The sequence below is a fragment of the Cupriavidus sp. C1SS-2L genome, assembly GCF_057073735.1.
The window spans coordinates 2,198,096-2,216,496 of record NZ_CP172709.1 but is presented as its reverse complement, the minus strand read 5'-3'; the positions used below and the strand labels follow the sequence as shown (position 1 = coordinate 2,216,496).

15 protein-coding genes and 1 pseudogene are annotated in these 18,401 nt (G+C 58.8%); 3 read left to right on the top strand and 13 right to left on the bottom strand.

Translation table 11 applies throughout. The features are described 5' to 3' along the window. Nucleotides 1-214: 214 nt before the first annotated feature. Nucleotides 215-961, bottom strand: a complete 747-nt coding sequence (locus ACIGJG_RS27865; RefSeq protein ID WP_483674052.1) for a TnsD family Tn7-like transposition protein — start codon at nucleotides 959-961, stop codon at nucleotides 215-217. An 897-nt stretch (nucleotides 962-1,858) separates the two neighbouring features. Beyond that, the gene (locus ACIGJG_RS27860; protein WP_483673455.1) at nucleotides 1,859-3,166 is read right to left on the bottom strand and encodes a hypothetical protein; all 1,308 of its coding nucleotides are present in this window, start codon (nucleotides 3,164-3,166) and stop codon (nucleotides 1,859-1,861) included. A 59-nt stretch (nucleotides 3,167-3,225) separates the two neighbouring features. Here ACIGJG_RS27860 and ACIGJG_RS27855 point away from each other — a divergent pair, with 59 nt between their 5' ends. Continuing rightward, on the top strand, nucleotides 3,226-4,200 hold the full coding sequence (locus ACIGJG_RS27855) for an IS5 family transposase (RefSeq protein ID WP_483672899.1): 975 nt from the start codon (nucleotides 3,226-3,228) through the stop codon (nucleotides 4,198-4,200). A gap of 136 nt (nucleotides 4,201-4,336) precedes the next feature. Here ACIGJG_RS27855 and ACIGJG_RS27850 read toward each other — a convergent pair whose 3' ends face one another. The 9 genes from ACIGJG_RS27850 to ACIGJG_RS27810 form a co-directional block, all read right to left on the bottom strand. After that, entirely contained in the window at nucleotides 4,337-5,629 is a 1,293-nt protein-coding gene (locus ACIGJG_RS27850) for a hypothetical protein (RefSeq protein WP_483673454.1), read from the bottom strand. After that, nucleotides 5,571-6,314 (bottom strand): hypothetical protein, encoded by a 744-nt coding sequence (locus tag ACIGJG_RS27845; RefSeq protein ID WP_483673453.1) that lies wholly within the window; start codon nucleotides 6,312-6,314, stop codon nucleotides 5,571-5,573. Before ACIGJG_RS27845 ends, ACIGJG_RS27850 begins: the two co-directional genes overlap by 59 nt. Nucleotides 6,315-6,420: 106 nt before the next feature. Continuing rightward, a complete protein-coding gene (locus tag ACIGJG_RS27840; RefSeq protein WP_483673452.1) occupies nucleotides 6,421-7,992 on the bottom strand; it encodes a TnsD family Tn7-like transposition protein in 1,572 nt (523 codons plus the stop codon). Beyond that, the gene (locus tag ACIGJG_RS27835) at nucleotides 7,989-9,224 is read right to left on the bottom strand and encodes a hypothetical protein (protein ID WP_483673451.1); all 1,236 of its coding nucleotides are present in this window, start codon (nucleotides 9,222-9,224) and stop codon (nucleotides 7,989-7,991) included. Before ACIGJG_RS27835 ends, ACIGJG_RS27840 begins: the two co-directional genes overlap by 4 nt. A 1,231-nt stretch (nucleotides 9,225-10,455) precedes the next feature. After that, complete coding sequence (locus tag ACIGJG_RS27830; RefSeq protein WP_483673450.1) at nucleotides 10,456-12,198, bottom strand: phage integrase family protein; 1,743 nt, start codon at nucleotides 12,196-12,198, stop codon at nucleotides 10,456-10,458. A 957-nt stretch (nucleotides 12,199-13,155) separates the two neighbouring features. Then, nucleotides 13,156-13,659 carry a 3'-5' exonuclease family protein gene (locus ACIGJG_RS27825; protein ID WP_483673448.1) on the bottom strand — a complete coding sequence of 168 codons (504 nt, stop codon included), beginning with the start codon at nucleotides 13,657-13,659 and terminating at the stop codon, nucleotides 13,156-13,158. A 93-nt stretch (nucleotides 13,660-13,752) separates the two neighbouring features. After that, nucleotides 13,753-14,259 carry a 3'-5' exoribonuclease domain-containing protein gene (locus ACIGJG_RS27820; protein WP_483673447.1) on the bottom strand — a complete coding sequence of 169 codons (507 nt, stop codon included), beginning with the start codon at nucleotides 14,257-14,259 and terminating at the stop codon, nucleotides 13,753-13,755. A gap of 1 nt (nucleotide 14,260) precedes the next feature. Then, nucleotides 14,261-14,656, bottom strand: coding sequence for a hypothetical protein (locus tag ACIGJG_RS27815; RefSeq protein WP_483673446.1), 396 nt, complete (start codon nucleotides 14,654-14,656; stop codon nucleotides 14,261-14,263). A gap of 920 nt (nucleotides 14,657-15,576) precedes the next feature. Then, nucleotides 15,577-15,867, bottom strand: coding sequence for a hypothetical protein (locus ACIGJG_RS27810; RefSeq protein WP_483673444.1), 291 nt, complete (start codon nucleotides 15,865-15,867; stop codon nucleotides 15,577-15,579). A gap of 139 nt (nucleotides 15,868-16,006) precedes the next feature. On the opposite strand from ACIGJG_RS27810, the gene ACIGJG_RS27805 reads away from it, so the two are divergent. Continuing rightward, nucleotides 16,007-16,240, top strand: a complete 234-nt coding sequence (locus ACIGJG_RS27805; protein ID WP_432261725.1) for a helix-turn-helix domain-containing protein — start codon at nucleotides 16,007-16,009, stop codon at nucleotides 16,238-16,240. A 148-nt stretch (nucleotides 16,241-16,388) separates the two neighbouring features. Continuing rightward, a pseudogene (locus tag ACIGJG_RS27800) lies at nucleotides 16,389-16,637 on the top strand (transposase domain-containing protein); the annotation flags it as partial. A 359-nt stretch (nucleotides 16,638-16,996) separates the two neighbouring features. On the opposite strand, the gene ACIGJG_RS27795 reads toward ACIGJG_RS27800, so the two are convergent. Continuing rightward, on the bottom strand, nucleotides 16,997-17,404 hold the full coding sequence (locus ACIGJG_RS27795; protein WP_483673442.1) for a DUF4345 domain-containing protein: 408 nt from the start codon (nucleotides 17,402-17,404) through the stop codon (nucleotides 16,997-16,999). A 10-nt stretch (nucleotides 17,405-17,414) separates the two neighbouring features. Further along, nucleotides 17,415-18,371 carry a sterol desaturase family protein gene (locus ACIGJG_RS27790; RefSeq protein ID WP_483673440.1) on the bottom strand — a complete coding sequence of 319 codons (957 nt, stop codon included), beginning with the start codon at nucleotides 18,369-18,371 and terminating at the stop codon, nucleotides 17,415-17,417. Nucleotides 18,372-18,401 lie beyond the last annotated feature (30 nt).

Sequence of the window (18,401 nt, the reverse complement as noted above, 5' to 3'; positions counted from 1 at the left end):
CGAAAGCAACCATCCATGGTACGAGGGAGAGTAGGAAGGAGGCGCAGCGGGGTTTTGGGTCGCGATGTGAGTGGACGTCGGACCCCGTTCGTCTCAAAACTGCCTCTGGATATCGCATCGGAGTCACCTGTCACTAGAACAGCTCAGCCGGCTGCGCATCCGCAGATCGATAGTCTTCAACGAGTATGACCTCATGCAGGCCGAATCTCTGAAGTTAGACCTTTCCCCCCAGCCCATGGCAACTATCTCGACTATTCGCGATCTTTCTCCTTGCCTGGTACTCGGCATTTGATTCATGTGAGCACAAAATCAACTTATCGATACGGGGTAGCATTCGTGCCACGCGCAGCGTAGTAGGATTCAATCCCGCTTCGCCCAATATTGCCACGAAGGAGCACCGACGAGGGGGATTGCTCTCGTATATCCGATCGATAGCCTGTCGAACGCGATCCTCTAATGCCGAGCATTGGCTATTTGTCATCTTTGCTAACAGCATCTCTGTACTTTCATCGTTTCGTCTTCCACGGCGCTTTTCGAGGCGCTGCCGCCACCATCTTTTGTCGTTACTCTCAAGCCAAGCAAACAGGTTAGGGGACTTTCGGCGGAGCGCACTGCAACTCAACCGCGGAAAGAGCCGTTCCAGAGCGACCCATCGTTCCCGTGCCTCACGACGTTTCAAATTGTTCCGAATGTTGTCATAGAGCGGGCGTAGGCCATCTTCCCGCAAATACTCGTCGATTGTCGTAGCCCATGCCACGCCGATAAGATCTCGGATTTCCTCACGCGTACGACCTGCCGCCACCAACGCCGGAAGATCCCGCCTTCCGTACCGCCGACGACGGTCAACAGGAATCCGATACGCGGCTCCGGCGGTTCTTGCCACCCAATCGTACGGCCATGTCCGTAGCGCTTCGGACTTCAACGAATGTGGAACTTTGGCACCGTACTGCCCCTCTTCCATTAGAAATTGTTCGAATAGGATGATGTAGACGGGATGAATGGTACAAGTGCGTTCTTCGTTCGCATGGCCTGCATCCCCAATCCACCAAAGCAGCTCATTGATGCGCCAAGGATACTGAGCAAGCTTAAGAAGCTGCTCGTCCGAAACGCTGCTTCGACAAAACCTGTGGAAATCATGGCGCAGCGCCGAAGTTCTAAACGTGCCGTATGGGTGAACATACCCACGATCACGAAGAAGCTCGACGAGCTTCCTCTTGAACGGGCCGACCGCGTTGGCCTCGTCTGCAACCCTTTGTGCCACCCGGGCGAACCTTAGGACACTGCGGGGAGCGGCAGTAAAAGCCCTCTTCGGTGGTCGTACCCCCTCAACCCGCTTGGTTAGCAGGTTTCCACACGTAAAGCAGGCCGTCACGAACGGAATCTGATGAGGGCAAAGAATCGCGCGAACCCCGTACGTTGCCCACATATCCCATTCACACTTCCCGCACGTCCGTACGGGCCGGTTATCGCAATTGACCCAGGGTGGAAAGAAAGGTGATTTGTAGTAGCCACCATTGCCCGTCACCACCCGTTGAAGCAAATTCGCACGCCCGACTGCTGACATTCCGAGACCCGCTAGCGCGCATAGTGTGTTTTCACTCAGCAGAGTCGGCACCGAATACAGCCCACCGGACACACGCGCGATGACGGACAGAGGTACGGTCACCGTGGCAAATGCCATCGTCTGCAGATAGCTCACTGTCTTTCTCCGCGCGGAAGAATAGTCACCAGAACTCCATGAACCTAGCACCATATCGGCAATACTGCTTGCAGTTGCGTACGGGGGCAGCTCCACGATAGGCACGGATAAACGCTTTTCGTTCGGCGCTGTCATCATTTGGCTCCAGAGGTTAGGGGCTCACCGCGTTGCGCGCTTGCCTTTCAGTGCATTCTTTAGACTGTCCAGCCAGGCCGGCAGATCGAACTTATGACCTGCGATGGCACGCGAAGCCATGGCCGGCAACGGTGCGGCTTTGTCCGCGCCGTGCTCGTTGGTCGTGCCGCCATGCCCGGCGGTACTGCGTGGCAGCGCAACGCCACCATCGGAAGACTCTATGGGATCCCGAAAGGGTTCCCCTTGGTCGACCATGTCGATGTCTACCGCGACGGACTCTTCCCCATCGCCGTCGTCCTTGTCTCGTTCTTTCTTCTGAATCAATAGGCATCTGCGCAAGCCTTTGACGACTTCTTCGCCTACGGCGTCGTCGACATCTCCGGCATAGGTGTGCAGCGACTTGATGGTGGCAGGCAATTCCAGGAGTTCAAAGCTTTCGCTTCCCTGCTCCCCTCCGCTTGCTCGCCGCCATATCGCCACAAGCCGCGAGGGATCGGGAGGGAACGCCACGTCGATCTCGAATGGCCGTCCAGGGTACGTCTCAGCCCATGTCCTCGCGTCCGCGAGCATCGTGTGTAGGCCCGGATGGCTCTCTCCCGTTCGCTCGGATCCAGCTCCGTACCACACATTGTTATGACGCACCTTACCTTGGAAGACTTTTAGACGCTTGAACTTCAGGACATCCGTCGCCAGTAACGCAGCGTCTGCGCGCCTCGCTGCATCAGCCACGCGAGCGGCTTGTCTCGCACGATGCATATCAGCACGTATCGGCGGCACCGCGTCAATGATCATGTCCTGGCTCAGTGCGAGTTCGTCTCTTCTACACTGCGTATTTATCGCATTAACCGCAACAGTGACCATGCGCATGAACGTCATCAACTCCATTTCAACAATCTTTCCGCCCTTTCGCCTGACTTCCCCGTCGTCCGTCCTTGTCCGCTTCTTCCCTTCACCGTTGCGACGAGCTGCTAAGCGAAGCTCCATCGCCTTCAGCTTCTTGACCGTGCAGTAGCCCACCGGGAGCGCCCGGTATCGCATCAGTAGCTCCTTCTCTAGATCAGCTGAGGCGACAACCTTCTTCTGCATTTTCGTCTTGATCAGTTTGTTGGCATTCTCGACCGTCCCTTTGTCTACCGCGGTGTAGGGACGCGTAACGGAGAAATCCATAATTGCCGAGCCGACAACGTAGATCGGCATCATTCCCTTTGCCCCCTGCCCGCGATCGACCATGACTTCGTCAGCACTCCCGGACACCAGTCCGTCCATCTTGTCGGGATCTAGACCCAGGGCCCGAAGAAGCGGCCCCTTATCACTTAGGGCAATGCTGATCAAGTCCTCCGGTTCGTGAGAAGGCGCGTTATTTGAAGAATCACGAGCGCAAAGAGAAGAACATGAAGCAGATGACGTTGGCAGCGGGTGCAGACCAATGCGCAGGTTTCGAGCAACACCGCAAGCCAACGCGACGTGAGGAATTTCTGGCGACGATGGAGCAGATCGTGCCGTGGGCGGCATTGTGCGCCGCGATTGAGCCGTACTATCCGAAGGCTGGCAATGGCCGGCGGCCCATTGGTCTGGAGCGGATGCTGCGCATCCACTTTCTGCAGCACTGGTTCAACCTGGCAGATCTGGCTTGCGAGGAGGCCCTGTATGACAGCGCCAGCCTGCGCCGCTTCGTAGGAATTGACCTGGGTCGTGAGCCGGTGCCGGACGCCACCACGGTATTGAAGTTTCGGCGGCTGCTGGAGAAACATCAGCTTGCCGAACGGCTGTTCGCGGAGGTTGGCCGAAGCCTGCAAGCCAATGGCGTGAAGCTGAAGACCGGCACCATTGTCGATGCCACGATCATTGGTGCGCCCAGCTCGACGAAGAATGAAGAGAAGTCGCGCGACCCCGAGATGCATCAGACCCGCAAAGGCCAGCAGTGGTACTTTGGCATGAAGCTGCACATTGGCGTGGATAGTCAGAGCGGGTTGGCTCATTCCGCGGTGGTGACGCCGGCCAATGTTCACGACAAGCATGCGCTGCCCCAGCTACTGCATGGGCAGGAGCGGCGTGTCTACGGTGATAGCGCATACGCCAGTCAGCAGGAGCTGATCGCATCGAAGGCGCCGCACGCCAAGGACTTCACCAATCAGCGGACCCGCAGGAACGGGGAGATTGACGAAGTGCAACGCGGGAAGAACCGTAACAAATCGAAGATCCGGGCCCGGGTTGAACATGTCTTCGCCGTGGTTAAGCGCCTGTGGGGCTTCACGAAAGTCCGCTACCGTGGCCTGAAGAAGAACGCCGGCCGTGCCTTCACGGCGCTGGCGCTGGCCAATCTCTACTTGAGTCGAGGGCATCTGATGGGAGCAGTCCGCCCATAAAGGGCGAATGCGGGGCGGGCGCCCCGTCAACACACCCCAATTGGGGGCGCGTGAAGGCAAATTCGCATCGCCACAGCTATTTTTCCGGCCGAACGGGCTCCTGATCAACTTGCGTCACTCAATTTACCCAGCTTGTTCAGCGTAGCCTTAGCGCCCAATAGAGACATTTTCGGTACGCCTCCGTCGTTTCCTTGCCTATCATGGCGTACCAGCCCACTATCGTGGCTGTGGAGCGGCTGCATGCAACAATCAGCGTGGCATAACCAAGGCTTCTGCGCCTACCGCTCTTGCTCACTGCCACGATTTCAATCCGACGAAACTCGGTGGCATCCATTTCGATCGTTTCCAACAACCCCGCATTTCGGTCAGTCGCCGCGCCACCGGGAATGGTGCCGGGTCTGTGCTTGGCTGGAAGGCGCTTGGCGTTGCTGTCCAGCAGCGCCTTTCGGATGAAGGCTTCGTTCTCGTCTACCGCCCGTTCACGGTGATATTCGACCATTGCCGGTGTCGGCCAGTTCGCCTCATCACTGGGACGGACCGGTCTGACGAGGCACCGCGCCTTGAACTGCCGCCAAAAGCCACTCGCATCCTTGAGTTTCGCGATGACGGCATCGATATCGATTTTTCGGTTTCGTTTCGGTGGAACCTCCCATATGAGAGTCATGACCAATAGCAGGATGCATCTACGCCAATGGAACGTCATCCCCCTGACCTTTCTGGGTAGTCCGAGATTAAGCTCCATGGCGTCGGGACGGCCCACGCGCACCGCGTTAGGTCCTGGCACGCGAGGCGTACCTGGGGGATCGCCTCCCCCCCTGCGCGGCATCAGCGCAATGGCGTCCCCGCCATACCGGATCCAGCGGAAGAAGAGTCGCTTGAGTTCGGCCTTGTCGATACCCACCCTCTGGCTTTCCTCTCGTAACAACGCCTCCCGGAACGGAGCTTCTAGGAAGAGACGATCGACACCATCGCCTCGCAACTGCCCATTGCGTTCGTCCAGGGTGCCGATGATGCCTTTCAATGCATCGGTAGCCGCCATCCACCCCGCCTGATTCTCGCCCTCCAGCTCGACGGGACACAGACGGGCCGCGCGCGTCCGCTTCTCGCGATCGGCGTGCCGGCGCTCCGCTTCCCAGATGCGCTGGGCCGTCATGCGCCGGTGGCTGATCGTATCGGGCACCACTTCCATGGTGACTCGCATTGCCGGGGATACCGTCGCGTCGTCCAGCAGAATCAGCCTTTGCCTGCGCTGATCTTGATGCTGTGACAGGTCGTACAGTACGTAACCATCCGTCGTCTCAAGGCAGATCAATCGATAATAATGAGCATCGCCCGCTACGTCTGTCAGCCGCACGACAGGGAAGGGCGGATCAGCTTCGCATGTCGCAGGTGCATCGACGGCGAGCTGTGAGAAGGGGTATCGGCGCATGAGGTCCAATTCTACGAGTGAGATCGACGGGGAGTTCGCCCAACACAATCGCCGCGAATACCCATCGGTACAAGTCGTGCAGATCCCGTATGTCGCATTGAAACCGAGCGCGTAACGCGACATCTCGATCGAGCCGCTTCAGTAATCGCTCCAGCCGCACGCACAACAACGTTTGCGAGCTCGTCCTCAAGCAGATGGAGATGACGCGGGCTTGCGTACGCAAGGCTTCCACATTGCTCAAGCGCAGACCTTGGTAGAGCTGCAACGCGTTCTCATACACGATGGGCGCAAACGCCGAGAGATCGGCCCGCTCGACTGTCACGCCGAGCCTCGCGAGATGCTCGGCCTTGCTCGCGGCAATCTCGCGCGTCAACAGGGCATGCAAATGGTAACGACCGAGCGCTGCACGGGCTTCGACCGTAATGACTCGCTCGAGCGTGATATCGGGACGTCGATTGTGCCAAGCCGTCGGTGTGAAATAGACCGGCACGTAGCACCGAACATCGCAGATATACGGGCACGTCTTCAGCACAAAATCGAGCTTGCGTAGTAGCTCGCCTTTGAAGAAAAACGTTTTTCCACCACGAATATTGATCGATCGTCCGAAGGAGCTGTTGATAGAAGGCGCCGGTGCGAAGGCCGCATTATCATAGTTCGCGCCCGTTGCGCTATGCAGATAGTCCACCTTCGGCAGCACAAGCCTCGGACCCAAGACACAGGTGGTTGAGAGCGTTCTAAGCGATATCTCCACATGCCCTCCTACACGATGCCAACCAGCCGTGCCCATCCACTTACCGGCTCTGTTGAGCCCTCTTCCGCCCATAGAACTCTGCGCGGGATTCCGTCACGCTTAAGACGAGACGGTCTATCTGAGACTGCATTCTCCTTGCGCGGTCCAGCGCGTAGACGGTCATTCCGGTTTCCTTCAGGATTGCTTGAATGGAACACCACCGAGCTGGGAGGCACGCGCGAATGCGTTTCGACGCGGCGAGGATACGCTGTGCCAGACGAGCATGCTGCCCGTTGGGCCCGTGCTGATGTACACGTGGCCATGGCGGTACTGCCGTCGACCGACTATGCTCCCGAAACCATGTGCGATCCTTGTTGAACAACCAGTTCACAAGGTTGATGTCCTTCTTGGCTAACGTGTAGGGCCGCAGGTTCGGGAAGGCGTCCCGTAGCGCCAGCCATTGCGCGCGCGCCTCGGCAATCTTTCTGGCGTACTGCATTTGCTTGCAATACTCTCGCAAATCCTGGCGCCGCAGCTCTGTCGCCACAGTGCTCTTCGAGATGTGCAACAGCTCGGCCATCTCGCGGCGGGTGCATCCCGCGCCCACAAGTTTTGGCAAGTCGTCTCGAACATACGGCTTGCTCGCATCAACCGTGAGTTTCCGACCGCGTGTCGCAGTCGTGGACCCGCTGTGACGCTCTGCAACAGGGGAACATACCGGTGCCCTCTTCGTCTGAAATCTCGAGCCGACGGACCCATAGCTCCCTTCAGTCAGCAGGAACAGATCCAATAAAATCACAAAAGCCGGATGTACGGTCCGCCCACCCTGGCACATCCAACTTAGTAGCGTTCGTACGCGTAACGGATATTGGGCAAGGTTGCACAGACACGGATCAGTCACCGCGTGGCGGCAGAACACTGCAAAGTCCCGACTCAGCGCGTCGCATCGATGGTCGCCATGGGGGTAAACATAGCCGGCCTGCGTGAGTAAGGCCGATAGTCGCGCACGGACAGCGTTTGGAGAAATTGCTTCCATCGCAAGCCGCTCTGCCACTTGAGCAAAGCGTAGCGCAATGGGGTCGGCCGCCTTGAAACGCATACTCGGTGGCTTTGCGCCGGCGCCCATTACGCGCCGCGTCAGGACGTTGCCACAAGCAAAGCACGCGGTCACAAAGGGAATCTGATGCGGACAAAGAATGGCGCGCACACCGAAATCCCTCCATCCCGTCCATTCACAATTGACACACGTTTGCGACGGCCGATGATCCACACCGACCCATGCCTGGAGACGGGGGGGCCGATAGCTGTGCGCCTGGCCGGTGACTGCACGTTGAATACCCGCCTCCCGCGCGGCCGGTGACATGCCTAAAGCAGCCAGGTAGCACAGGGAATTCTCGATCAGGAGCGTCGACACCGGAAACATCCCGTGCGACAGGCGCTCGAGGATGCCAAGCGGGACCGTAACGGTGGCGAAGGCAACCGGCGCGCAAGACGCGCGAGCTGCCATCATGTCCGAGGAGTAGTCGCCGGGATTCCATGAACCAACGAGCAGATCGGCAATGCTGCTGGCCGTGGCGCGCGGGGGAAGTTCGATGACGGGCGAGCCCACGCATTTGTTGGGTGACGGAATCATGATTTGACTTTTGTTTGTACGGTGGCCAACGACAAGCGATCGCGATGCCGCGCAATGATGTCGGTTGACAACGGCTCCCCGCGCAAGAGCATTTCAAAGGGCTCCAGCACGCCATTGAAATCCGCCGCAATGGTCGTTACGGCGTCGCGCACGGCCACGTTCGGCGCCATTCCTTCCAAATACACTCGCCTTGCGATCTCTTTGGCCAGCGCGTCTAGCAGTTGCCGTTGGCCGTAGACGTCGCGGACCACACCGACCAAGGCGTGAGGCGTGTCGCCGAGTTCCAAAGTTGCCGCATACGCACGGGCCAGATTGGCGGCCTGGTCCATTTCGTAGGGACCGATCTCGATGGGGTGGGCCGGAAATACCGAGAGGAATTGCGGATTGCCGCGACATAACGCAATGGCCGCCGTGGCGACGAGCACCACGGCGATGCCGGCGTTGAGCAATTGATTCAAAACGCCCCACAGTGCTCTATGTGTGTGATGAATCTCGGTCCATCCATAGACGACGACCACCGCAACATGGGTACGCTGCAATCGGCGGATCACGTCATGGATGCCGTACCGCCGGCGACCGTATGCCGCTCGGAGTTCGCCTCTGGCGTCGAAGTTGCCTGTGCTATCGTAGGCCGCTATGATCGCCTCCAAGAGGTCGAATTCTTCTCTACCGCTCGGCATGGGCACAAGCAGAAGCACCAACTGCCAGAAGATTGCCTTGCGCACGTTGACAACGTCCCCGTTGGCATCAAAATCGGCCCATGACTGGTGTGCAATGGGCGAGCCAATAAATTGTTGCAACGCATCGAGTCCTTTCTTGACCTCCATATAGAGCGGTGCACAAATCACCATACTCATGCGCACCCTGGACGACGCCCGCACATTGTCGGTGGTGACCGAGAGTTCCGCGAGCTTGTGGCACCACTCGATGTAGCGTCGCGCCATGGACGCCGTCACGACGCGCGCCATGGCATAGACATCCAGCAACGCTTCGGCCTCCAAGGGTGTGGCGATGAAATGGTTCTGTACGCGTTCGTCCACGCGCTCATAATCCGACATGTCGCGATCCAGGCGCGCCGATGGCTTTGGCAGCGCCGCGAGGTAGAGCTTTTCGCTCAGTTCCAGCGCGGATTGTGGCAGCGCCGGCAGCTTCGATAGCAATTGCGCCGGCGCGGCGCTGAGCATACGGTCGAGACGTTTTGGATCCGGCAGCGGCTTCGCTCCGGTTTGCATGGCGGTTCGCATATTTTCCCCCTTGGGCACTGGCGGTGACGAAGCGAGTTCGGCCGAATCACGACGACCACAGCAGCGTCATCGCCTAGGTCCGCCCAGACGGTTGGCGTTGCGACCTACGTTCCTATGACGGACCTACCAGCGTCCCAAGAATCGGTCCAACACGCCGCATGCGGCCGTGAAGGCCGCGCCGAAAAGAGAACCCGGCGTGCCACTGGTCAACACCCATGAGACTTCACTGCGAGGCACCCGCGCGCCTGCCCGTGCCGGGAACGGCCGCGCCATCGGTGGGACCGCGGCCCCGCGCAGGCGCAGGACAAGATAGTCTTTGTGAGGCGTCTCGATTAAGTGGACTCTCACGAGGACGGCGTGCCGGCGTTGGCGGCTCTGCTCAAGGGGAATAACGGCATTCGGACGCGCCGATCTGGCGGCAGGCTGAGGCTTTCGCTTAGCTGCGGGCAGATCGCGCTCAACGGAATACGCACCGACGTCTGCGGTCGCGGGGCGGCGCAAGGGGCGAGCGGAAGGCTCGCCGCGCCTGAAGCGGATACTCGGCATCACGGCATATGTCCAGTGATCAACATTCCGCGAAGATCCGATACAAAAGGATTTCCTGCTTGACGACCCCCGGCTGATCTTCGATACTGTCTTTGCACGAGCAGTAAACGAAGACCCGGAAGAACATCGGCATGCGGGTTATGCTGAATGGTTGGAGAATCAAGCGCCTCAACGGCGCCTTTATGGATCGGACATCATCTTTCTCCGGCTCACCAAGATAACTGATGGTAGTCAGAAGGCCGCCCGGTTTCCAGAACGGACGGCCTTCTTATTTGGCGCAATCCGACCGACGGAGGAGAGACTTTCGCCTATACTCAACTCCATAACGGAATTATCCACTGAATCAGGAGTGACGACGTGTCGATTATCCAGTGAAGCAGTAGTGACGACGCGTCGATTTGTTTTAAAAACAAAGAAAAAAGAATATTAAATTAGTTCTGAGTTGGCGAGTCAATGCACTCAAAATATTAGTTTCTTCGACCTTTGGTGTATTTCCCCGACGCGGATTCGCTAGAATGTACCGTCGGCGGCATGCGTGAGTTAAAACACTGGGACATGAGACGTGGCTGCCCGCGCTAGCCGATGCCGAACGCCCCAGGTCAGCCTCAGCAGCCACGCGCGCAATGGATGACGTAGGACGCGTCAGCCGACCAGCATGCGTCAACACACTTGCCTACTGATCCCACAGCTTTTGCATCATTACTTGGCGTCGCGCCTGCTCGGTGCGCACGTAGCGCGTGGTGGTATCGAGCGAGGCGTGACCGACGTTCTGCTGCACGACTTCGACCGGAACGCCTGCGTCGAGCGCGTGGGAAATGTGGGTGTGCCGCAGCCAGTGCGTGCTCGCGCGCCGCAGCCGCTGCGCTGCCACCGGCTCGGTCGCTTCAAGATCGCTAGCACAGGCAACCAGAAAGCGCTTCAACTGCCGGTGAAAGACGCTTGCAGACACCCCCGATTCGGCGTTGCTTGCGGGACCAACACCGGCCCGAGCTCGACCCAGTAGCGGTACGCCCGGCAGTTGCGCGAATCCGCCGACATAGCCCCGCGCCGTCAAATAGTCCGAGAGCGCTTCGATCCACGCGGCCGGGACCGGCACCTCGCGCAGCTTGCCACCCTTGCCGTGCACCGTCAGCCACCAACCCTCGATCCGCTCCGCCGTCTCGCCGCTCCACGAGGCCCAGCTTAGATCGTCGGTGGTTGCGGCGAGCAGTTCGGCCAGACGTAGCCCGGTATCGTGCAGTAGCGGCAAGGCGACCTGCAAACGCTGTGCCGCCAATCCGGGCGGCAGGCAACCGAGGGCTTGTCGCACGACAGCCCATTGAGCGACGGTGAACCCCCGGCCGATGTCGGGGCCTCGCGGTAGCCGCTTGGGCTGAATGACAGCGCGCCACGGATTGCCCACTAGATAGCCTTGGTGGACCAAGAAGCCGAAGAGATTGCCGAGTACGGACAGCGCGTAGCTGCACGACCGCGCCGAGAGCGGCCCTTCAAGCGGCCGCCAGCCTGCCTGCCAGCGCGGGGTGGCGCGCGGCCCGCACCAGTGCGCAGGCGGGTCGAGCAGAAAATCCCGGTAGGCGACGCAGTCTTCCACTGTTGCCGACGACAAAGCACAACGGCGCTCCAACGTGATCCACAACAAGAACCGTTCCGCTTCCTTGCGATAGGCCAGTTGGGTGTGGGTCAGGCGCTCGCCCGCTCCCGGCGCCCGCCCCTTGGCCGCGAGCCAGGCTAGGATCGCCGCGCGGTCATCGTCGGCCGCGAGGTGGCAGTGCGCGCGATCGGCGCGAAAGCGGCCGACGTGGCCACGAAGCGCTTCCGGCAGCTTCAGGCGCTCCAGCGGCATCAACGGCGACACCGTGGCGAGCGCCGGGAGCGTTTGGAGTGCAAGGTCGCGGTCGCGAAGCGGCGCCTCCGGCGCTGGTAGTGACCCAAGCGTCTGCGCGTGCGCCTCCACAAAGCGGCGCAGGGCCCGCCCCTTGCCCGCGCCAATACCCGGTACGTCCCGCCACCAGTCCGGGTCCGCAACCATCCGTGCATGCAGGTCCTCCAGCGTCGCCACCCCGTGGCTGGCCAAGCGCCTCGCAAGGGAATCGACAAACCACGCCTCGCACCCATCCTCCAAGCCAACCGGCAGCGCCGCCTGGGCCTCAAGCGTATGCACGGCAAAGAGTTGGCGGTGTAACAGTCGGACGCGCCGCTGGTCCTGGGCGAGTGCCGTGCCGTAGCGCGCGGCATAGGCGGCCTGCTGCTCGGCTTCGCTGAACTCCTCGAGCCCGGCCGTGGCGACAAAGGTTTCCAGCGGCGGCAACTCCGACGACGCGCGCGGCGACAGATCCAGGCGCAGCAGATGGGCGCGGCCAAAGTTGCCGCCACGCGCGGCGGTGGCCGCCAGTTCGCTGCGGACCCAGCCGGTCATCCGATGCACGACCGGGCCGTCGAACTCGCCCTGGTCACTGAGGTAGCGATCCCAAAGCCCTCTGGGCGACAAGCCCTGAATGACTCCGCGCAGGAAGGCGAAGTGTCCTCGGTGCAGGCGGGGGCGCGTAATGCGGGGCAACGGGGCATCGGTAGACGGCATCGCGAAGGCTTGGCCAGACAGTGGCCGGACTCAGTGCCTTTCTCACTGTAGTCACCACGCTGGCCCGCTGTGCAGGCAATCGCAGAACAGCCGCCTGAACTAGGTCGGCGCGCCGCATCCGACCGTCACTAGGCGGCGCGCGCGACGCACCGCGCCACCAGGGCATCACATGGAAGGCGCATCGATCGCCACCGATCATGACGTGTCGGCACTTTTGCAGGGCTAAATAAGGCGAGTTATCTTGCTATGGGTTCGCATGCAAAAATCACGACGCTTAAACCTCGCCCGCAAGCCACACCGTTGATGGTCGTGCGCTGGCGACAGCATGAACAAACATGGCCCGATCCGGGTTTCTTAGAGTGGGCCGCCCTGACCGACGGGCCGGAGAAGGCGAACGCGCCCCTCGTCGGGGTACCCTGCGCGCGACGCTACCAGTGCACGCTTGACTGCCCCCCATCTGGGGGGCAATCCACTGTTGTGCAAAGGCTGCCTCCGCCTCGCCGCCCTGAGGCGCCCGCAATCGACTGTGATCGCATTCTCGACGGCCGCGACGCGACGCTCGGCTTGGACAATGTCTCAACCACGAAGGGCCAGGAAACGGTCGGCTCGATCGGACCGGTGGTCGATGCATGGGTCTGGGACCTATGGGTAGCTGGAGCCTGGTATGGCAGCAAAGGCCCGGTTGGCCTTGGCAGTGTGTGCGATTGAGATCGGAGTTCCGAATTGCTTCGGGGTTGGTTTGCCGTTCACTGTGGAGACTGCCCCCCCTTTGCGCTGACAGCGGTACGGCACAGATCAGAAATTGAAACGTGTTGGCTTGACGTCAGCTACCGAGACAACATTGATTAACTCCCCTACAAGAGAGACTCGCAGCGCTCGAGCATCATGGAGGGCATGATGCCTCCCCCCGTGCTCGGAAAAGTAAGCCTCCTTGCGGCCAGGATCGGCCAAATGCCCGACAAGGGTCCCGCGCCATCCGCTAGGGACCTCTCCGAGCAATTCGATGAGCAGGTCCCAGTCAAGAACGTTGTCGACGCAGACTCGACACTCCGACACTGTGACGGAAAGTTCCCGCCACCAGCTTAGCAATGCATCACGCAGGTCACAAGTTGAGTAGGTGTCGGTGGTCGACTGCCCGAGTTGGGGCAGTACCGCCTCGCGAACAAACGGGCTACATACTGACACATCGAAATCGGAGCATTCGCCGTAAAACTCATCGCCGGTCTCGCTGACCAGCGCGATGCTGATCAACTCGCAGCAAATGAAGTCTGTGAATTCGCAATCGACATAGAGCTTCACGCTCACCTCCGACAAGTCAACCGAATCTCCGAAGCCAGACATCGCGGTCCCCTGCGGTATCAGCGACAACTAGATTACACAGCAATCACGCTACTAAAACCGCCCCTGTCCACGGAGTTTCCGGGCGTCCACGTAAGCCAACCATCCTAACCGGAGAGCGCGAGCGTCATGAAGAGCATGATGCTCGTGCCGCCCGGGGCCGAAGTACCGTTGGAAGGCGTGGTGGAAAGCACCACTGTCGACCATAGTCCTGAGGTCATAGCGATCGACCGCCACATTTTGGGGCCATTCGCCGGTCAGTAAGCTGGCCAGAATCTGGAAGTCGACAGGGGAGTCGGTGGCAATCCGAATATTCCTTGGTCCCGCTCGCAACCATTGGCTCAACTGGGACTTGAGTTCCGCCTTCGAAAGCACGTTGGCCGCATCAAGGTGCGGTAACACCTCGCTCCGAACGAAAACATTACAATCCTCAACTCGCCAGCCATCCGAGAGCTCTGCGTAGAACTCCCGATGCCCGTCCTCGGCGACAAGGGCAATGCTGATGAGTTTCGGAGTCGGCACATTGCGGCCGGTGTATTCCGTATCGAGGAAGACAAGCATTTCACTCGCCCTGGCCCGAACCGCCTGATCTGACCACCGCCGATCGGCCCCCTGGCGCCGGCGTCTGGGCATCCTTCTGGACTTCCTCTTTGGAAAGTATTTTTCCCCAAGACTCAAGATTGTTGCTCAGTGTTCTTTTCACTGGTGCCAGCAGATTCATCGCTATTCCAGCAACCTGCATTGGCCTCGCAATGTCCCTCTCCACGTCTTCAATCATCGCGATCGTCCGAAAGATCGATCTGCGCCCCGGAATATGCTCATCATATTCATTCATGACGATCAGGTAATTACCAGTGAACTCCGTTCCCGTTCCGTCGTTGACAATTTCCACTTCCCCCAGCAAACGGGTGGCAGTTTCATCCCCATCCGGGATCAACTGAACTTGAATTCTCAACATGGGTCTGCACCTCAAAATGGCTCTCCGACGGACCATCTTTCAAGGGTCCTCGCGGACGCGGGTCTTCCCGTGGATCGTGGTGCGCTTAAATTTCATAGCCATCCTACGGACTGCCTCTCTCCATCTCCATCGCATCCAGTCGATCCCTCGCTACCATCATGATCCAGAAGACAAACTGCTCCCAACCTTCCTGACTTATTGCCAAGCCTTCAGTATGATCGATGAGTGCACACTCCGAGGAGTCGCTATCAGTAAGCTCAGGATGCAGTAACAGCCAGCGCCCCATGATGCCCTCGAATTCGTAGGGTACATCTTTCAGGTACAGATATGTCGTGGCCCCGTGGAGGAAGCAGGGAAGCCCTGCTGGCAACCAGGCTGCGAGAAGCCTCAATTTCTGTTGAATTGACATTGGATATAATCAATCACTGAATAATGCATTCGTGAGAATGAGGTGAGCTTCCAGTTGTGGGCTCCAGCCTTCTCCGTCGTCGTCCAACGCGAGCTAGTGCTCACCCTTGGGCCCGTACGACTAACGTACGTCGTAATTTGGTGATAGCGCGATGCAGCAACCAACCAGTTGCTATCGAGCCGATGAGCAACTTCATTATGATGCCTATCGATGAATGCCATGTTCCCCCGAAGACGCGATCGCATAACTCTTTGGGGAGATCGATTTTAGGTTGACGGAATCCTAGAAGCTGCCCCGTGACCTCGAAAGGACGACCCTCAGGTTGGGGTAAGGCGTCAGAATTCCGCGAAGGATGGGAGCCACATGAAGAGTTCGCCATCTGTCCGCAGCACCGGGCGGCCGTTGACCAAGTCGACATGATCAGGGTGCAAAAGCCCCGTCGTAGTCGAGGAAGAGAATCATAGCGCGTGCCATATACCAACACCTAGCGGTGGCGAGAGGCGTGGCAAAGTCAACGTAGATCGTCCCAAGCGCAATAACGTTGACCGTCTCTTGCATGGAAAAGGAAGTCGTGATCGCGCTCCTCGGGTAAGAGCTTGACGGCAAGCCATTGCGCGCCGTCGAGTGTGCAACGAAGGGAAACCTTACTGCCCTGCTTCAAGCAAATATCCAGCCTTTCTGCGTCCTCAAAGAATACTGCTTGCGCGACATCTGCTTGCTCTACGACAACGTGTAAGCCGAACTTCGACACTTCGACTTCGACCTTCTTTTGATCAGTCTGGACCTTCAGTTCGGCCTTCACGGATCTGCGGCCTTCTGCCGCCGCTCTTCTGCGTGCGCTGCGTGAGCTCATATGAGTTGCTGTAGGGATAGAGGGCCAGCATTCTATCCCAAAATATCCTATTTTGGGATATTTTGGAATCAATGGTCGCATTCGCAACATGAAGACCATTCATTCCGAGCGGTACGCGTTCGTCGTTGCGGAGTTGCGTAAAGCCCGACTCGAACAAAAAGTGACCCAAAGCTCTCTCGCAGAACTGTTGCGGAAGCCACAGTCGTATGTCGCAAAAGTCGAATTACTGGAGCGGCGTCTCGACGTCGTCGAAGTTGTGGATTGGCTGCATGCAATCGGGCTTGAGCCCGCGGCGTTCTTTAGGCGCTTCGAGTGGTGGTAGCGGGTAGAAGCATTCATCTCCCGCTGCCCCGTTGACGGGCTCGCGTGCGCTGGCGGAGTTCGCGCCTTGTGCTAAAGCAACCACAAAAGCGCACGACGTTTCGACGTTTCATACAGTTTTCGGACAAAACGGACAATGATTCGAGCAGGTTTCGGACAATCCCTGCGAGAACGCGATTAGGCCATTCGTGGTCGGACGGAGAAACTTCCTCTTCTGCGACACCGTGGCCGGTGCCAACGCCAGCGCAAGTCTTTACTCGCTGGTGGAAACCTGCAAGGCCAACGACGTCGATCCGTATCAGTATCTCGTTGCCTTGTTCAAGGCGTTGCCACACGCACAGACCGCCGACGACTACGAGGCTCTGCTGCCCTGGACGCTCAAGTCCTCAGACGCCTAGCGGATACCGCCGGCGGCCGCAAGGGACGCCCTCAAAAGACCGCTTACGACACGGCATCGAAAGACCCCAGAAGAGACCGAACACTACGGTCCTGGACGCAACCTCCGTAGTCTCTACTGGGGCCAGGCCCCAACACCTTGACTGCTCTCGGGAGAGCTAGCGTTCTCTTCGCTGCGTCGGACCCGTCGCGATGAAAGGATGCTTAGAAAGCGGTGAAGCCCGTCAACGCGGATATCTCGCGCGTTGTCCGCAAGACCGGTATCAGGACAGGTGGAGGTTGATCGGTGCGAGTTTAACTTGATAGGACTGGGTGAACGATGACCTCATGTCCACGCGTCGCGGGCGCTCAAAGTGAGCGCTCATCTCATGGAAGAGCGCGCATCATATTTGTTGAGGAAGCACAACAGCGCTAGGCCGGTCAATGCCGCTGCTGCTTCGATTCCAAGCAACATTCGAACGAGATCATTTGGCCACCCGTCAGCGGAAATGCTGACCAGCCGCCCGAGCACCAGGCCGCTGGTGAACACGACGTTGATCCACATCGAGGGCTTTCGCCACGCCTTCGAGAGTAGACCCAGGGCCAGCAACAGACTGATACCGAGATGCATGCCACCGTAGTTGGCACGGATCTCATTGAAGGCATTCACCGAATGGGGTTGCATATCGAGGCCCGCCATTGCCGTAGCGGGGTCGTGAAACGTATGCAAGCCAATTAGCAGGAAAGCCAGTGCCGAAACGGCCAGGTATATTTGAGAGAGGCGATGCATGAGTTGGCTCTCAGGTAGCGGACGTTGACGGAGTGGGTGTCGACTCACTGCCGGTCGGCTCGTTCCTGTCCACCGTCCATGTGTGGATGGGTTCATGACCACGGCGCACCCATTCCGGCGGCCGCCACAGGTGTTGCAGTCGCTGCCACACGGGCCCCGGTGACATCACGTCACGCCACATGTCGACAAACTCGTGGAGATTCAGCACCAGGATATTGTAGGACTTAATCTGTTGGGTGATGCCGTATTGCACCGTCTCCCGTTCTTCTTCGAAAGTGCCAAACATGCGATCGAAAATGATCAACATGCCACCGTAGTTCTTGTCGATATATTGGTCGTTTCGGCCATGATGGGCACGGTGATGGGACGGTGTATTGAAGATGTACTCAATCCAGCCAGGAAGGCGGCGGATCAGTTCGGTATGAATGAAATACTGATAGGACAGATTCACGGCCAGGATGAGTGCGACTGCGGCCGGCGGCACACCGAGGAGCACGGGAGGAAGGAAAAAGATGAAACTCCCAGCGACCACATTGAGCATCGATTGTCGTGCCGCCGTAGTGAAGTTCATGTTCTCGCCGGTATGATGAACGACGTGCGCCGCCCAAAACCAGCGGATTCGATGGCTGGCGCGATGAAACCAGTAGTAGCAGAACTCGACCGACAGAATGATTGGGAGAATGGTCCAACCGTCCACCGGGATATCAAACAAACGTTTTGAATATACCCACGCATAGATGGATCCTGTCACAAGAGCCACTCCCAGGGGCTCCATGATCTGGTAAGTGGTGCCCAATGCGATGTTCGCCCACACCTCTTTCCAGTTCAGTGTCGATTCGGCTCTACGCCTTCGATTGATCAGGGTCTCGAGACTGAATGCAATGATGAAGAGAGGAACCATGCTGAGCATGAACGCCTGCTTCCAATCCACGGTCTTCCCAAATATGGAATGCAGCCAGTTCATCATATCGGACGGCAATTTAGACTCCTGTTCGCT

Bases quoted from the DNA above. Each gene is read 5' to 3' on its own strand.
- ACIGJG_RS27820 (WP_483673447.1), bottom strand. From the start codon at position 14,259: ATGCTTGTCTTCCTCGATACGGAATACACCGGCCGCAATGTGCCGACT.
- ACIGJG_RS27795 (WP_483673442.1), bottom strand. From the start codon at position 17,404: ATGCATCGCCTCTCTCAAATATACCTGGCCGTTTCGGCACTGGCTTTC.
- ACIGJG_RS27830 (WP_483673450.1), bottom strand. From the start codon at position 12,198: ATGACCGGCTGGGTCCGCAGCGAACTGGCGGCCACCGCCGCGCGTGGC.
- ACIGJG_RS27815 (WP_483673446.1), bottom strand. From the start codon at position 14,656: ATGTTGAGAATTCAAGTTCAGTTGATCCCGGATGGGGATGAAACTGCC.
- ACIGJG_RS27805 (WP_432261725.1), top strand. From the start codon at position 16,007: ATGAAGACCATTCATTCCGAGCGGTACGCGTTCGTCGTTGCGGAGTTG.
- ACIGJG_RS27790 (WP_483673440.1), bottom strand. From the start codon at position 18,371: ATGATGAACTGGCTGCATTCCATATTTGGGAAGACCGTGGATTGGAAG.
- ACIGJG_RS27855 (WP_483672899.1), top strand. From the start codon at position 3,226: ATGAAGCAGATGACGTTGGCAGCGGGTGCAGACCAATGCGCAGGTTTC.
- ACIGJG_RS27840 (WP_483673452.1), bottom strand. From the start codon at position 7,992: ATGATTCCGTCACCCAACAAATGCGTGGGCTCGCCCGTCATCGAACTT.
- ACIGJG_RS27835 (WP_483673451.1), bottom strand. From the start codon at position 9,224: ATGCAAACCGGAGCGAAGCCGCTGCCGGATCCAAAACGTCTCGACCGT.
- ACIGJG_RS27850 (WP_483673454.1), bottom strand. From the start codon at position 5,629: ATGCGCCGATACCCCTTCTCACAGCTCGCCGTCGATGCACCTGCGACA.
- ACIGJG_RS27865 (WP_483674052.1), bottom strand. From the start codon at position 961: ATGGAAGAGGGGCAGTACGGTGCCAAAGTTCCACATTCGTTGAAGTCC.